We start from the raw sequence: 16,460 nt of genomic DNA, 5'->3' as shown, positions 1-16,460 counted from the left end.
CACGAACAGAGAGCTGTCACTCACGGACTCGAAGGGAGAGCCACCGCGTTACATTCATGCGCTGCGCACAAGAACCCACAGTATCCTGGATCGTCGGATTGCCGATCGATGAAGGCGTGCCTGGCCACGAAGTTTACGCCCAGTACGGTTCCCCCGGCTTCGTCTGCGCGATAGATCACGAGTGGTATCTGGCGGATCTCGGCGATGGCCGAATTTGTTCGCCGCGCCATCGCACGCCCAAACGACGGCGAACTAGATCGTCCTTCCGGGCCTTGAGGACGTCGGGACTTGGATTTGGCGTAGGGTTTTGAAATGAACCAAGTAAATAAGTTCGAAGCGACGATCGGCAAGCTTCACATCCGGATTGCAGAACTAACGCCGAAGCTACGTGCCATCACGGCCCAGCTGGATGGAGATAGATGCGGACACCCTGATTTTGTCGCAGAGATGGAAAGAGCGCTAAGCGCCGCGCGGCGGGAATGCATAGACGTCCTAGGCTCGCTAAAAACTTTGTTCCAGCTGGTTGCCACGACCAAACTGGAGCCCGATCAAGTATTGCTGAAAGAGCTGCAGTTGCTGAAGCGCGACCATGAAGCTCTCTTTAATGAGGTGACTCGGAACTTGGCAAGACTCGCAGCGAAGGACGACCACTCATCGGCGGTTCCGAAAGGGCTACCAATTCAACCGGACGGTCAGGCGAACGCGCCGAAAGCAAGTAAGGCAATGACCGCTGACCAGCGTTCGCCGCTTGAGATGCAATCACTGTTGGAAGTGGCCCTTGACCGGGAAGCATCGCTGCGCGCGCAGTATGACCTTGTCATCCTCAAGCTCAATCGGCTGCAGAACGAGCACAAGGATGCGACCGCCATTGCAACGAAGCTGAAGCTCGACAACGCAGCCAAAGATGGCGATTATCAAACTAAACTCTCAAAGCTTTCCGGAGATTTGGCAGAGATCAGGAGCCGCTACGAGCAACGTCTCGACGCTGCCACGAGATTCATCGGGCTGCTCTCGGAACAAAATCGCTGGCTAGATGCGACGCTGGATGCCTGCAAGCCAGTGCTGCAATATGGGTTGCGGGAGGAGCTTGATCTGTACCGAGAGGAAGAAAGTTTCCTCAATCCCAGTCTGATTGGCGCCGATACTCGCTCGAGACAGCAGATTATTGAACAAGTCCGGCTAATAGGAGAGAGCGGGCTTTTCGATCCGGAATACTACCAGAGACAGTTCGAGCAGCCATTGCCGCGTGGCACCGATCTGATCAACCACTATGCGACCGCGGGATGGCGCGAGGGTAAGAGCCCGCAGCCCCTTTTTTCGGTTCCATTCTACCTGATGCGCAATCAGGAACTCGCCCGCGATGGCATCGAGCCGCTCTGCCATTACATCGAGTACGGCTCGCGGTCGCGCAGAGATCCGCATCCGTTGTTCTCAACCCAATTCTACGCGAAGTACGTCGATGAGCCGCCGGAGGGTAGCACGTGGCTCACGCGGTTCCTCGAAATTGGCCCTTCACCACCCAGTCCGCATCCGCTGTTCGACCCAGCCGCCTATGCGCGCAAGGCCGGCCTTCCCGACAGTCACACCGCGATTGCGCTGCTCGATTATCTCACCAGTGGTTGGCGCGAGAAGAAGTTCGCGTTTCTCCCGCTGTTCGATGCGGCCTATTACGAGGCGCAATTCGAAGAGCCGATCGACTTGGAGCCCTATTCGCATTTCGCCATCTTCGGTGCGGCTCACGGCGCAAGCCCGCACGCCCTGTTCAGCAGCCGATACTATCTCGAGGCAATGGACCTCGACCCGCTGCAGGCCGATCCACTGCTGCATTACCTGCTTCAGGGGGAGCACGAGGACCGTCAGCCTTCACCGTTTTTTTCGCCCCAGTTCTACCGTCAGAAATATCTGGGTGACGACCGCAGCACCTCCCCCCTGCTGCATTATCTGGCGACGGGCGCGGCAGCGCTGAACGATCCGCATCCGTATTTCGACGCGCGCACTTACGCACAACTTGCAAAGCGGCAGGACGCGGGTCTTGCTTCGGCCGGCCTGGATCACTTCGCCACGGAAGGGTTGAGGCGGCTGTCTTCTGAGATGATCGTCGGCTTTTTCAAGAATGCCCCATTCGCCGCGCCGACGTTGCCGCCTGTCGCGGTGCCTGCCGCCCAGCTTGCGGCAAAGCCGGACCCGACGCTGCTGATCGCCAAGCAATTCCCGGGCAAGCTAGGCTACCGCGAAGGCGCCCCCAATGTCCTGATCGTCGCGCACATTGCCAGCGATCAACTATTCGGAAGTGAGCGCAGCTTCATTGACATGGTCGACGCCGTCGGCAGCATCCCGGGAAATGTGTTCGTAGTGCTGCCCCGCAATGTGCCGGACTATACCAACGCCATTCGTCCGCTCTGCCATCGCGTCTATATTGTTGACTACAAATGGTGGCGACATGGCGAGGCTATCTCTCCGAGGGCGTTGGAGGCGTTTGAATACATCATACCGACGGATCGCATCGATGCTGTCCACGTCAACACCATCATGCTGCGCGAGCCGCTCGATGCCGCGCGCAGGTGCGGCGTCCCGGGGATCGTACATGTCCGGGAGCTCATCCAGCACGATCAGGCGCTGCAGGACCTGATCGGCGCGACGCCGGGAGACATCATCCGCGACACAAAGGCGCGCGCCGACTGGGTGATTGGCAATTCCGAGATCACCGGGCGCGCCTTTGCCAAGGAAGGCTGCACCTTCACCATTCCGAACACCATCGATGTCGAAGCCATGGACATCGCCAACGACCTGTCTGGCGGTGAGGTCAGGTTCGGGCTGATCAGCAGCAACATTCCAAAAAAGGGGATAGCCGATGTCGTGCAGCTGGCGCAGCTGGCGGCGGCTAAGGTGAAGAATGCCAAGTTCGTCATCATCGGTCCCGAAAACGACCTGGTTAAGGAGCTGAAGGCAAAGCAGACCTCAGGCGAGCTCCCCGACAACATCGTCTTCCCCGGCTATGCATCCAGCCCCAAGCAGGCTGTCGAGCAGGTCAACGTGGTCCTGAATTTCTCGCATTTCGCTGAATCGTTCGGGCGCACGGTACTGGAGGCGATGGCGGCCCGACGACCCGTCATCGGTTATCGCTGGGGCGCGCTGCCCGAGCTGATTGACCACGGCAAGAGTGGCTATCTGGTCGAGTTCAAGAAATATGCGAAAGCGTTGCCCTGTGTGGAGAAGCTCTGCCGCAATCCGCAGCTCATCAAGCAGTTGGGCGAGCGCGGGCGGGAAATCGCGGTGGCGCGATTTGCCTTACCAAGCTACCGGATCAAGATGGCGGAAGCCTATGCCAAAATCATTCCGCCGCGTGAGGTGCGAGAGGCCACCCGCGCGCCGCTCATCCGGCCGGCGCGCCTGCCGGGATTGAAGGATCGAGAGGAGCGACCGCGCATCGCCTATTTCTGCTGGCACTTCCCGGTTCCCTCGGAAACGTTCGTTCTCAACGAGCTCGAGGCGCTGGTTGCGACTGGCGCCGACGTGCTGGTGTTCTGTCGCCAGACGCCATGGAAGGGCTTCAGACCGTCATTCCCGATTACTTTCGAGCGTGTCGATTCGCCGAAGAAGCTCGCCCAGCGCCTAAAGGAGACCGGACGGACCATCGTGCATGCGCATTTCGTCTATCCGGTCGTCACCGACATGGTGTGGCCTGCCTGCGAAGAGGCGCAGATTCCCTTCACCTTCATCGCCCACGCCCAGGACATCTTCCGCTACGAGAACGACAAGAGGAACCGCTTGGCGGAGATCGGCCAGTCCAAGTGGTGCCGCGCCCTGTTCACGCTATCCAAGTTTCACCTGGATTTCGTCGTCGAGCGCGGCTTCCCGCGTGAGAAGGTCATCATCAATCCGAACGCGGTGGATACCAGCCGCTTCTCGGCCGCCTACGATGAGGAGAAGCAGAATCGCTCGGCTCGCAAGATTATTTCTGTCCATCGCTTCGTGAAGAAGAAGGGCCTCGACCTGCTGATTCGCGCTGCCCCGCTGATCGAGGACCTCGGCGTTCGCATCGAGATCTATGGCTATGGCGAACTGGAGGAGGAGTATCGCCGCCTCATCGCCGAGGTCGGCGCTCGCAATGTCGAGATCATGGGGCAGCTTAGTCAGGACGAGATCGTCGACAAGATGAAGACTGCCGATCTGTTCGTCGCGCCCTCTGTACGCATCGAGAACGGCGACATGGATGGCATTCCGACTTCCCTGGTGGAGAGCATGGCCGCCGGCGTGCCGGTACTGACGACCAACCTCGCGGGCATTCCTGATCTCGTGATCGACGACATCACCGGCATCATGGTCGAACAGACGCCAGAGAGCGTGGCTGAGGGCATTCGACGCTATTACGGCATGCCCTCGCTCAAAGTACGCGCGATCATTCGCGCGGCGGCGCAACGTGCACGCGAGCGCCACGATGTTGTGCGTCTGACACGGGTGCTGATGCGGGTCTGGCGCAATAACACAGTCGACGTAATCATCGTTTCCTGGAACAACCTCGCCGAGCTGAAAATGACGGTGCAGCGGATTCTCGAGAACACATCCCTGCCGTATCATCTGGTTGTCTGCGACAACCAGAGCCGGCGGGAGCCGGTTGCCGAATATCTCAACGATCTCTGGCAGAAGCAGGACCGGGTAACGGTGATCCACAACGAGGTCAATGCCATGGTCGGCCCCGGCACCAACGCGGCGCTGGCGCAGGGCGCGAGCGACTACGCGATCTACATATGCGGCAAGGAAGGCGTCAGCTTCGGCCGCGGCTGGGAGATCCCGATTGTGCACGCGCTTGAGGAACAGCCGGAGGCTGGGCTTGTCGGCACCATGGGCTATTCGCCGACCTATCTGCACGGATCTGAATATCCGTCAGGTATCGAGTTGTTCCCCAAATTTCGCAACACATCTTTCGCCACCGATAATCCCGACCGGGTATTCGGTCATGTGCAGGGTGGCCTGTTTGGTATGCGCCGGAAAATGGTGGACGAGATCGGGGGCTTCAGCGAGGACGTCCCGCACAGCTACACAGATGTCGAATATAGCTATTATGCGGAGAGCAACGGTTGGAAGCTCGGGACCGTTCCCGGCATGCTTGCGCTCTTCAACAAGAGCCGGCCCACGCTGTCCCAACGTTTCGATGAGACGCTGGTGGTTGCCCACCCTGTCCTGCCCGATGAACTCGATCGCTATGACGCGGTTGTGGGCGGCAAGCTCAAGCATTGCAACATCTGCGATTGGTACGGCCCGAGCTTTGGCGAGGCGGCCAAGTGCCCGTCATGCGAGGCATTGCCGGAGGACCGTTCGGTCTACAGATGGCTGAGCGAAGGCATCTATATGTACCGGCGTCTGCCGACGCTTGCGGTCGGTCTGGAAGGCAGGCTTGAAAACGAGTGGGCGCGACAGTTCCAGGGCCCGCGGATGACGGTTGAGGCGCTGATCGCTGAACTAAAGGCAAAGGGCCGTCTTCCAAACCGGTCGGCTTCATTTCACCTGTCGCTTATCCGCTGCGGTGAGCTTTCCGAGGCGGATCTTCAGATGATCGCGAATGAACTGGCACGCGTCATGTTGCCAGGCGCAGTTGTCCTCTTGCAGCGGTCGCTGGCGAGCAGCCAAGACTGGTTCGCTTGGACCGAGTTGTTATCCCGTCTCATGGAAAGTAGTGGCTTTAGCGCTCTTCCAGACATCCAGTTCAATAGCAAGGCTGTTGAATATTGCTTTGTTCCGACTAGAGCATTTTCAAAGTTATGACCGCGCCGATCAGAATCTCTGTGGAATCAAAGTTCCGAGGAAACGCCGATGGATAACGCGCAATCGAAGCGGCAAGCAGAAGCCGACCGGATCAAGGGACAAAGGCTTGACCCCATGCACACCGAGCACTGTCGGGTCGTCCCGACCAGGGATGACATGCTCGATGTGCTCCCAAAGGGAGGGAGAGCCGTCGAGGTCGGGGTTGCCTCAGGTGACTTCAGCCAAGAGATCATTGCGCGTCTTCGGCCGGACAAGCTTTACCTGGTCGATGCCTGGGAAGACGAGCGCTTCTTGGAAGGGCTCGCGACCGTCACCAACAGGTTCGCGAAGCAGATCGAGACCGGCGCGGTCGAAATCGTGCGGGGCTTTTCGACCGAAGTCTTGTCCAGCTTTCCGGACGGCTATTTCAACTTCATCTACCTTGATACCACGCATGCCTACGACCTTACGGCTCAAGAGCTTGAATTGTCCTCTCGCAAATGCAGCGTGCGCGGCCTTATCGCGGGGCACGATTTCTCGGCTGGCAATGTCGTGGCGCCGCATGTCTATGGCGTGATCCAGGCGACAGGTGCGTTCTGCAGGAACGCGGGGTGGCGATATAAATACCTGTCGATCGACCCAGACACCTACTTCAGCTTTTGTCTTGAGCGGATCTCTTGAGGGGTGCCATGGATGGCCCATTGAGGGAACCAAGGTCCACACGGTTGAACGATTATCTCCGACGTTCGTTTTTCGTATAGAGTGTTCGTCTTTGGCCAAGATGAACGATAGCTTCATCGCAGAACTGCATGCAATGTTGCCGGATGCCCAGGCGGACCGATGACGAAGACCGGATTCTTCTTTAGGACACATTTCTGGAATCCCGATGCGGAGCGCATGTACCGGCTGCAGTGTGAGGCCGCCGGGCAGCCTGTCATTCTGCTTGCGGATGAGACCAATGGTCCGGTGGACTGCGAGGGGAATATCCAGAAGATTACCCACCGGCTCGCCGATTTTCAGCGGATGGGATTGCCGATATATCCCAACGCCGAACGTTGCATGTGGCAATGCGGCGATTACGCGCTGTATACGGCGCTGCTTGCAACGGATCTCGATCATCTCGTGCTGATGGAATATGACTCCATACCGGCGGTCGATCTGCTGGATGTCATGAAGCGCGTCATCGAAGGCAACGTCGATCTCGTCGCGCATCAATTTGCTCAGGCGGGTCCGCGCTGGGTCTGGAATGAGAGCACGATCCAATGGTATCAGCGGGAGGTCGACTCGCAGTTCGATCTGTCGAAGATGCGACAGTGCAATTTTCCGTTCGTGATCGTGTCCCGACGGTTCGCGCTGGATTTGTTTGCGCGGCGACTGGAGATGGCCCGATTCCGGCGCTCGCGGTCGCTGGAGGTGTGGGTTCATTGCGAGCCGTTCATCGCCACTGAGGTCGACCGGCTGGGCTATCGCGCCGCGCCGCTCTCCGATTTCGGTGACGTGGCCGAATGCACGACCAACTTCCCGGTGTATGGACCGAGGGTCACCACGCTCAATCAGCGCTGGCGCCATCCCGTGCTGTTCGACGAGCGCTACATCGTCAAGCTGGCTGGCTTTGTTCGGAGCGCGAAACGCGACTGGACCGCAAACGACTTGCGGGACCTCGTGGTAACCTCGCGGAACTGGGATCTGCTTCGAGAGGGATTGATCCGCTACGATTCCGAGAGATGGGCATCGTTTTTCGAACGAGACAACTTCGAGGCGGTGTCGCCATCCGATGTTGATGGCAATTAGCGGCGAGCTAGCTCACGACGATTGTCGTCGTGCAAATAGCTAGCCTGGTACGTCTCATATGCGCCGAAGATACTGGAGGTTAGACTGTCGTCCATGACAGCGAGTTGCGCCATTCAGATGAACGAGGCATGATCTTCGTTAGAATGTGAGATGGCTCCTTACGGTTACTGCATTCGGAGAAGACTACATGCTCAATCTGATCGATGTGGGAGGCGCCGGCGGCCTTCAACCAAAATGGGAACGCTTTTTGGATCGCATTCACCCTGTGATATTTGAATGTAATCCTTCCGAGGCCGAAAAAATTCAAGCCAAGTATGCGGGGCGGGCCAATATCTCGATCATTCAAAAAGGCCTGTATGATAACGCCGGCAGCAAAACGCTATATCTTACGAAACATTTCGGATGCACGTCTCTTCGCGAGCCGGATTTCAGTTTCCTGAATAGCTACCCGATAGCGAAGCAATTCGAAGTCATCGACACGACGACCATTGATTGTGTACGCTACGATCGCCTTTACGCAGACGGAGAGGTTCCGGCTCCCCACGTTATCAAGATTGACGTACAGGGCTGTGAATACGAGGTCTTGCAAGGTTTCGGAAGTCTCTTGGACGGTGTCCTCGGCATTGAACTAGAGGCTCATCTTTATCCGATCTACCGTGGCCAACACCTTCTGTCTGATCTTGTCAGCCTTCTCGATCGACACGGTTTGGTCCTGCGTCGCCTCAATCCAATCGCCCATTTTGAAGGCGATCTCGTCGAAGTGGACGCTTATTTCACCCGTTCAAGGAACTCCTCCAACCTTCTCGACGAGGTCGATAAAGATCGCCTGCGTTTTATTGAAACTGTATTTTCTCAATAGTCCGAAAGGAACAGGAAGTCAGCCGACAGCAACTCACCGATACATATAAACACCTGATGGATGTTACAACTTAGAACACCCGCATTCCCGTCTGGGCTACCGCTCACCGCGGGAGTACATTGCATCACTCAAAGCAGCCGAGTGCCCGGTCTAGCCGGGGCAACTCCATATGCTGGGTACGCCGTTTATGCGCCTCGAGCCAGTGAGACTTTGCTATGGCCATCTTTTCATCTCGCAAGTTAAGGGAATTTGGCGTTCTATTTTTGTGCTGTGCGATTATCGTTTTCGTATATGCAAGCGAAGCTTTGTCAAAACAATCTGGTTTGATATCTTCGTTAACGTTCTCTCTGTCTAACAAAATTGACACCTCGAAATTCCCGAAGCGGAACCTGTCGAAGCCATTTTATTTTCTGATTCATGGTCCTGCTGAATTTGGTTCATATCCGTTTACTGTTGATATCGGGTCGGACTTTAATGTTTGGCTCGATGAGCGTGTTCCCGTGGATCGCCGCTCTGGGAATAGCGCTCGCTCCCTCGCAATTTCCCTAACGTCTAAAGAAGACAAGAACGTAAAGGACAAAATTTTTCTTAATGCGGTGCCCCATCAATCGAGCCAGCATACCACGGTAAGCAGTCCGGATAATGAGCGGTTTATCAGCTTTGATATGATGTTGGATAAATCTTATCAGGTGCCACGGTACTGGCTCATTCACTTCCAGGCATTCCAATGCTGCGCGGGGCATCCAGTCCTTGTCATGCGTGTAAATCCCGCCAAGTCCAACGACAAAGAAATTACGCTCGAGCTTGCGGTATCTTCGGATAAGAGCGAAAGAGCTGCGCACGGCCAGCCCGTAGTAGTGGGCTCATTTGCCGTTGAACGAGAACGTTGGTTTCATGTCGTGTTCGACTTGAAACCGTCCCCGTGTGGAGTGAGCGGTGGAAAAGTTCAGGCCTCAGTTGATGGCGTAAGCATTGCGAACTGGAGCGGATGCTGGGGCTATAAGCCAGATCCGGTGTCCGTGATTGAACATGGCAAGATCACGCAAGACATCGGATTCGACATCGGTATCTATCGTCGACGTCAGCCGACAACTCAAACGATTTATGTAGACAATATATTGTATGGGACCACGCCAGGTAGCGTTAGGCCGTGACGTCTCACGATCCCGTCTATAGGGGCCTTTGGTGAGTTGGGTTTCAAGAAAAAGTGGCTACAAGCTCGGTCGTCGTCAGAGCGTCGTTATCATACAGCCGGGCGAGCCGAGGCGGCGGTGCCACATCCGTCTTCGAGAGATGCTGCCTAATCCGCTTGAGGTCTGCCGCCGAGGCCCGCCCCATGATATCATGAGCGGTCAACCGGTTGAGCTGAAGAAATTGTTGCCACTCCCGTGCTTCTGAAGAGAGGAGGCCATCGGACACGACACCGTCCCGCAATTCATCTAGCGTCAAGAGCAGGTGATGCCAGGGCGATTTGAAGTACTTGTAGAGATGCGATCCATGCGGCGAGAAATAGAGCGGATTGCAGCAGATAAACAGCACGCCATTGTCGGCGAGATGATCCTTCAGCATCGCGAAGGTGTCGACCATCTTGTCTTCTTTGATGTGCTCGAATACCGACCAGGCGTAGATTAGATCGAATTTTTCGCTCGACAACGGCGTCAGCGAGATGGTGCGATAGCTCAGGTTCGATGGAATGGCATGGCCAATCTGCGTCTTTAGAAGATTGCTCAGCTGGGGCTCGAGCACGGGCTCAACGTCCACTCCAACGACGCCTGCCTCCGGATGACGCAGCGCAAAGGACGCCGCTGCCACGCCTTGGCCGCACCCAAAATCAAGTACTCGCGCCGTATCGAAGTTGATCCGGTGGCCCGCCCATTTTCTCACTTGTTGATATTCAAACGTGGCACGGGCCTTGAACGCCTTGTCTGTAGCCCTCTCGAAAATAACGTTCATCAATGGGGCGTCGGCGGTCATCGAGTAACTCTCCAAACAAATAGGGCAGCGCGGCGGGCGGGCGCTGCAGATGCCCCCTGGATCACGATGATTTTGGATCGAATCGATCCAAAATCATGAACGTGATCGATTCCATAATTTTAGAACGGCGGAAAACCGCTACACACTTTTCATCTTCCTCTAGACAGCCACAGATCTGCACCGCTGGTGTATGTACTTTGGCGAATTACGTCACGATATGGGTCTGCTAACAAGGCTCATTCTTCACACAGCAGGAATTCCCGAGGCAAGAGTCGTAGGCCATCCGGCTCTTTGACGGCCTGGCCGCCCTGCTCGATATGGCACAGATAACACACATAACAAATCTAGAAATCTAGAGCGTTTTCGAGCGAAGCATGTCCTCGGGCTCGACCCGAGGATGGGTACCGGTTCGCGGGAAGAAAATGCGTCAAATCAAAATCATAGAGTCCGCTTCTGATTCCATCAGAAGCGAAAAGGCTCTAGTGTAAGTGGCCTTGCTACAATGGCACCGACCTGATCGCCCCCGCAGCCGAAAAACAAACTCCCGCGCTGTCGCTTTGCCGCTTGCTCACGGGGGACTGTATACGCATGTGGACGGTTTGCGGGATGGGAATCGGCGGTACTTTAGGCAATTACCGTTCCAGTCTCTACGAGCTCACGTTTTAGCGGGATGAGCTTTTTTATGCCATGTCCAAGCCGTCTCGACAATCGTTGATAGTTCTGAATAGTTGGGCGTGAATCCGAGTATTTCGCGGGCGGCGGAAGAATCCGCGACAAGGTAGGTGGGATCCCCTGGTCGGCGTGGCTTAACGGAATGTGGCACATCCCTCCCTGTGACACATTTAATGGTCGCTAAGATCTCGCGCACCGAAAAACCGGAGCCGGTACCCAGGTTGAAGCTTCCGCCCGAATGTCCTTCCTGCAGTCGCTTCAAAGCAGCTACGTGAGCTGCAGCGAGATCGCAGACATGGATGTAGTCGCGGATCGCTGTCTTGTCGGGCGTATCGTAGTCATCTCCGAATATAGCAAAGTCATCGATATAGCCCTGGAGTGCCATCATCGCTCGCGGGATAAGATGCGTTTCGTTGGAGCGGCATTCTCCGATGTCACCGGCTGGATCGGCGCCGCTTGCGTTGAAATAGCGCAGGCAAAATGCTCCGAAGCCGTAGGCAAGCCGGTAATCAGTTAAAATGCGCTCGATCATCCATTTCGATGCGCCGTACGGATTGATCGGATTGCAGGGGAAGTTCTCAGGGAGAGCCTTGCTATCCGCGTCGCCATACACGGCTCCAGTAGAAGAGAATACGATGCGAAGACAGCCGGCGTCGCGCATCGCTTGTAATAGGGAGAGCGTGCCAACAACGTTGTTCACGTAGTATTTCTGTGGATCGGCGACCGACTCGCCCACCAAGCTTGCAGCTGCAAAGTGCATGACCGCTGCGATGTTGTATTTCCTGAGAGCGGCAACAATTTTTTCTTTCTGAATAAGATCACCCACCACCATCTCACCGGAGACAAAGCTGCGATGGCCAGTTGAAAGGTTGTCATATACGATCGGTTCGTAGCCCGCTGCGGTGAGCGCCCGGCAACAATGCGATCCGATGTAGCCTGCGCCGCCGGTGACGAGAATGCACGTTTTGTGGCCCATCTGCTGATATATGCCTTGAAAGGTTGCTGAATTGGGCGAGGCCAAGCTCCCCTTGCGCTAGGCTGGACGGTCACCCCGACGGTTAGCGCAAAACACGTTTAAGGATCGCCTGCAAGGATGTCCTATACTCAGCATACTAGGTCGTGTTGACAAAGTGGATTCCCAAATCAGCGGGGGCGTGGCTCAAGACTACATTTTGGAGAGCAGCCTTGGTTCGCGGCCTGATGACGGATCGGGAGTGGGCGTTCTTCGCGCTTTTTGTGATCGCTATCGGCAGCAAGCGAAGACGATCGCCAACTGATCGCCTCCATATTCTGGACGCAGCCGCGCTTCAGTTCGACGTGACGGCGAAGACGATCGCCAAATGGGTCAAGCGCTTCCGGGAGGACAGCCGCGGCGCGGAACTCGTCTTCAATCACGGCATCGGCCTCAAGCATAGACCGGGGGCGTCAGGCTTTGATTTGATGCATGTCGTTGTCTCAAAATCGCTGCGCACTTTTGAGCGACATACATCGATCCCGCCGATTACAAGTATTTGCCGCCGATTGTACGCCACGGCACGACGACGCGAAAAATACTCTTGCGCCCGCGTCACTGCTTGCTCTGTCTGGCTCAGGAGCAATCAGCAGGAGGCGGCGCAGCCATGCGTGAGCCAGATGGGGTAATCGGCTTAGTGCCCATCTCCGCCGACTGGAAAGGAAGGAAGGTGCTGCGCTTCAGGCTGATGATAAAACGTGGTCTGAACGAAACAGCCACAAAGTATCAGAAAGGTGAAGCGCAGCATGAAGCATTATGCGGGTCTCGACGTCTCTGTCAAAGAGACGAGCGTGTGCATTGTCGATGAAAGCGGAAAACTCTGCCGAGAGAAAAAGGTTGTGACGCACCCGGACGATCTGGCCGCTGTCCTGAGCGATCCCGCATTCAACTTCGAACGGGTGGGCCTCGAAGCGGGGCCACTGTCTCAATGGCTGTTCGAGGGACTGGCAAAGGCCGGATTCGCGGTACTCTGTATCGAGACGCGGCACACAAAAGCGTTCTTGAAAGCTCAACAGCCGAACAAGACCGATCGCAACGAAACGACATGGGGTCAAAAAGGCCATCGTTGCATTGGCACGCAGGCTTGCAGTGGTCCTGTATCGGATGTGGGTAGATGGCTCGGAGTTCCGTTGGACGCGGGAGACAAGGCCAACAACGACGGGCGCGACTGCATAACGCGACCAGCAGACAAAGAGCTTAGAGTTCCGCTGCGAGGCGGAAGACGTCCTTCGCGGACGATAAATGATGTGAGTTCGCATACGGTCTTATCTCCGATGAGCCATCATCAGGATGCGAACCAGTTTGGACCACATCATTCTACTGGACCCCATAATGAGAGGGCTTCATGCCTCTCCCGGAGAGAAGCGCGGGCCGCGAAAAGACGTCGAACGGCACCACAAGTGGGAGGGTTCGGAAGTGCTTGACCGCAACGCGCCGATTAAAGAAGACCGTATCATCCGTTTGAACACCATCCTTGCCCGCACCGGGCTGTCCCGCTCCACCATTTACCGCAAAATCGCCGAAGGCACGTTCCCGGCCCAACTCAAGATCAGCACCAACGGCGCGGGATGGCATGAAACCGACATCAATCGCTGGATCGCCGATCCGGTATCCTGGCGTCCGAAAAGCGAGTTCGGTGAGTTCTGTTGAGGCCTGCGGCGTGACGATCGTCACCCTGTCCGAAGGCGAGATCAGCGAGCTTCATGTCGGCCTCAAAGGCACCATGAACGCCCTGTTCCTGAAAGACCTTGCCATCAAGACCCATCGTGGCATCCGGGGACGCGTGGAGGCCGGCAAGATCGGGGGCGGCAACGCCTATAGCTATCGTGTTGTTCACCAACTCGACGCCAACGGCGAGCCGATCCGGGGCGAACGCGAGATTGTCGAGGAACACGCCGAAATCGTCCGGCGCATCTTCCGCGAATATGTCACCGGCAAGGGGCCGCAGAAGATTGCCGCCGACCTCAACCGCGACGGTATCCCAAGTCCCACCGGCAAACGCTGGAACGACACCACCATCCGGGGCAACCGGATCATCAGTTCCGGCATTCTCAATTGCGAACTCTACATCGGCGTCATCCGCTGGAACCGGCAGCGCAGGCTGAAGAACCCCGACACCGGCCGCGTCACCTATCGGTTCAATCCCGAAAGCGAGTGGATACGCGCGGACGTTCCTGAGCTTCGCATCGTGCCGCAGGAGCTATGGGACGCCGCCAAGGCCAGACAGGACCATCTGACTGGCCTCTACAAGAAGCAGGCCGAGGCATCGCGCGCCGCCGCGCGAACGATGACGGCGAAGAACGGCGGTCTCAACGCCACCCACCGGCCGCGCACCTTGCTGTCCGGCCTGTTGTTCTGCGGCTGTTGCGGCGGCACCTACGCCCGTCGCGGGCAGGACCGCTTCGCCTGCATCAACCATGTGCTCGGTAACGGCTGCGACAACGCCCGCACCATTGCCCGCGAGGCTCTGGAAACCCGCGTGCTGACCGGCCTGCGCGAGCGCATGATGACGCCGGACATGGCTATGGAAGCCATGCGCGCCTACACGCAAGAAACTAACCGGCTCAACCGTGAGCGCCGCAATACAGCCGACGCCACGCGCCGCGAGCTTGCCGAGACCGCCAAGGCCATTGCCGAGATCGTGCGCGTCATCGAGCAAGGCGGCTGGCACCGCGCGCTGTCCGACCGGCTCACCGAGCTTGAGGCCAGACAGGACAGCCTGACCGCCCACATGTCGGACGCGCCGCAGGATGTCCCCGACATGCACCCCGGTATCGCCGAGACCTACCGGCGCAGGATCGAGCGCCTGACTGCCGCGCTTGCCCATCCCGATGACGCGCTTGAGGCAGCCGATGCCATCCGCGAGATCATCGACCGCATCGTCGTCACCCCCGGCGAGAGGCGCCGTGACACCGTTATCGCCCTGCAAGGCGAGCTTGGTACGATCCTCGACTGGATCACCCGGACTGGAAAACCCGGCTACAGGCCAACGATTGACACCCGCTCTTCCCGTTTGTCAGTCCCGGCCAAAACCGGGACTTGATCCGGCCATCCATCTTTTTGAAAAAGTGATGGATGCGCGGGTCAAGCCCGCGCATGACGCACCATTTCATGCGACCGGCATAACCGATCACGACACGCCCTCAATTTACCCCGAGCTTCTTCTGCAGGCTCGACGACGAGGTGGTGTACTGGAACACCAGCCGCTTGTCCGGATAGACGTAACGATGCGCCTTCTGCGCCATCAGCGCGCCTTCGTGGAAGCCGGAGAGGATCAGCTTCAGCTTGCCGGGATAGGTGTTGATGTCGCCGATCGCGAAGATGCCGGGCACGTTGGTCTCGAACGACGCGGTCTCCACCGGAAGGAGATTGTTCTCGAGATGCAAACCCCAGTTCGCGACCGGTCCGAGTTTCATCGTCAGGCCGAAGAACGGCAGCATGGTATCGCAACTGACCCTCGACATCGCGTTGTCGCTGCCCTTCACCTGCGCGCCGGAGAGTTGTCCGCCTTCGCCTTCCAGTGCCGTGACTTGACCGATCTTCAAATCCATCTTGCCGTCCGCGACCAGGTTGCGCATCTGCTCCACGCTGTGAGGCGCCGCGCGAAAATCGTCGCGCCGGTGCAGAAGCGTGATGCGTTTTGCGACCGGATGCAGGTTGAGCGTCCAGTCGAGCGCCGAGTCGCCGCCGCCGACAATCAGAATCTCCTTGTCGCGGAATTGCTCCATCTTGCGCACCGCGTAGAACACCGAGGTGTTTTCATACGCCTCGATGCCAGGCACCGGCGGCCGCTTCGGCTGGAACGAGCCACCACCTGCGGACACCACGACGACCTTGCATTCGAATACCTTGCCGGCGTCGGTGGTAACGCGAAATCCAGGATCGCCGATCTTCTCGATGCTCTCCACCATCTCGTTGAGATGGAAGTTTGGATTGAACGGCTTGGTCTGCTCCAGCAGCGCCTCGGTGAGGCCTTGGCCGGTAACAAAGGGAATGCCGGGAATGTCGTAGATCGGCTTTTCCGGATAAAGCTCGGCACACTGCCCGCCGATCTTGTCGAGGATGTCGACAAGATGCACTTTCATATCGAGCAGACCCAGTTCGAACACGGCAAACAGTCCGCAAGGGCCCGCACCGATAATCAGCACATCCGTCTTGATCGCTTCGCTCATGTCAAAAATTCTTTTCCGTTGAAACCTTCAGGCCGGGCCAGGCAATGTCGGCCGCGCCCTGCTGCGTGGATAGTCTTGACGCGTTTTCCTCACGCGAACCGCCATCCATCCTCGGGTCAAGCCCGAGGACATGCTTTACTTGAAAACGCTATAGCCAACCGGGCGGTTTGAGGAAAGCCATAATCTGCCTGCAATGCCCTGCGCCCGCCGGTATCCGCCCGGCGTCGCGCGAGGTGCG

Annotated in this window: 11 protein-coding genes and 2 pseudogenes; 10 read left to right on the top strand and 3 right to left on the bottom strand. The window is 57.3% G+C overall.

The window, feature by feature from the left end:
- Positions 1 to 312 precede the first annotated feature (312 nt).
- The 5 genes from V4R08_RS01965 (at position 313) to V4R08_RS01945 (ending at position 9,546) form a co-directional block, all read left to right on the top strand.
- On the top strand, positions 313 to 5,763 hold the full coding sequence (locus tag V4R08_RS01965) for a glycosyltransferase (RefSeq protein WP_335577794.1): 5,451 nt from the start codon (positions 313 to 315) through the stop codon (positions 5,761 to 5,763).
- Between the two features lie 48 nt (positions 5,764 to 5,811).
- Positions 5,812 to 6,423, top strand: a complete 612-nt coding sequence (locus tag V4R08_RS01960; protein ID WP_335577793.1) for a class I SAM-dependent methyltransferase — start codon at positions 5,812 to 5,814, stop codon at positions 6,421 to 6,423.
- Between the two features lie 159 nt (positions 6,424 to 6,582).
- Positions 6,583 to 7,533, top strand: a complete 951-nt coding sequence (locus V4R08_RS01955) for a hypothetical protein (protein ID WP_335577792.1) — start codon at positions 6,583 to 6,585, stop codon at positions 7,531 to 7,533.
- Positions 7,534 to 7,720: 187 nt separating this feature from the next.
- On the top strand, positions 7,721 to 8,392 hold the full coding sequence (locus tag V4R08_RS01950; RefSeq protein WP_335577791.1) for an FkbM family methyltransferase: 672 nt from the start codon (positions 7,721 to 7,723) through the stop codon (positions 8,390 to 8,392).
- Positions 8,393 to 8,607: 215 nt separating this feature from the next.
- The gene (locus V4R08_RS01945; protein WP_335577790.1) at positions 8,608 to 9,546 is read left to right on the top strand and encodes a heparin lyase I family protein; all 939 of its coding nucleotides are present in this window, start codon (positions 8,608 to 8,610) and stop codon (positions 9,544 to 9,546) included.
- Between the two features lie 43 nt (positions 9,547 to 9,589).
- Here the strand turns inward: V4R08_RS01945 and V4R08_RS01940 are convergent, their stop codons facing one another.
- Positions 9,590 to 10,366 carry a class I SAM-dependent methyltransferase gene (locus tag V4R08_RS01940; protein WP_335577789.1) on the bottom strand — a complete coding sequence of 259 codons (777 nt, stop codon included), beginning with the start codon at positions 10,364 to 10,366 and terminating at the stop codon, positions 9,590 to 9,592.
- A gap of 655 nt (positions 10,367 to 11,021) precedes the next feature.
- Positions 11,022 to 12,014: a UDP-glucose 4-epimerase GalE gene (galE, locus tag V4R08_RS01935; RefSeq protein WP_335577788.1), complete on the bottom strand. Its 993-nt coding sequence runs from the start codon at positions 12,012 to 12,014 to the stop codon at positions 11,022 to 11,024.
- Positions 12,015 to 12,223: 209 nt separating this feature from the next.
- On the opposite strand from galE, the gene V4R08_RS01930 reads away from it, so the two are divergent.
- The 5 genes and pseudogenes from V4R08_RS01930 (at position 12,224) to V4R08_RS01915 (ending at position 15,093) form a co-directional block, all read left to right on the top strand.
- Complete coding sequence (locus V4R08_RS01930; protein WP_335577787.1) at positions 12,224 to 12,679, top strand: hypothetical protein; 456 nt, start codon at positions 12,224 to 12,226, stop codon at positions 12,677 to 12,679.
- A gap of 117 nt (positions 12,680 to 12,796) precedes the next feature.
- A pseudogene (locus V4R08_RS01925) lies at positions 12,797 to 13,090 on the top strand (IS110 family transposase); the annotation flags it as partial.
- A pseudogene (locus V4R08_RS18190) lies at positions 13,089 to 13,226 on the top strand (IS110 family RNA-guided transposase); the annotation flags it as partial. The pseudogenes V4R08_RS01925 and V4R08_RS18190, both read left to right, overlap by 2 nt.
- Positions 13,227 to 13,466: 240 nt before the next feature.
- Positions 13,467 to 13,700 (top strand): helix-turn-helix transcriptional regulator, encoded by a 234-nt coding sequence (locus tag V4R08_RS01920; RefSeq protein ID WP_442935612.1) that lies wholly within the window; start codon positions 13,467 to 13,469, stop codon positions 13,698 to 13,700.
- A 10-nt stretch (positions 13,701 to 13,710) separates the two neighbouring features.
- Positions 13,711 to 15,093, top strand: a complete 1,383-nt coding sequence (locus V4R08_RS01915; RefSeq protein ID WP_335577786.1) for a recombinase family protein — start codon at positions 13,711 to 13,713, stop codon at positions 15,091 to 15,093.
- Positions 15,094 to 15,193: 100 nt separating this feature from the next.
- Here the strand turns inward: V4R08_RS01915 and V4R08_RS01910 are convergent, their stop codons facing one another.
- Entirely contained in the window at positions 15,194 to 16,222 is a 1,029-nt protein-coding gene (locus V4R08_RS01910) for an NAD(P)/FAD-dependent oxidoreductase (RefSeq protein ID WP_335577785.1), read from the bottom strand.
- Between the last annotated feature and the right edge of the window lie 238 nt (positions 16,223 to 16,460).

This window comes from Nitrobacter sp. NHB1, assembly GCF_036964665.1.
GTDB lineage: Bacteria > Pseudomonadota > Alphaproteobacteria > Rhizobiales > Xanthobacteraceae > Nitrobacter.
The sequence above is the reverse complement of the archived record's forward strand: the minus strand, read 5'-3'. Positions and strand labels throughout refer to the sequence as shown.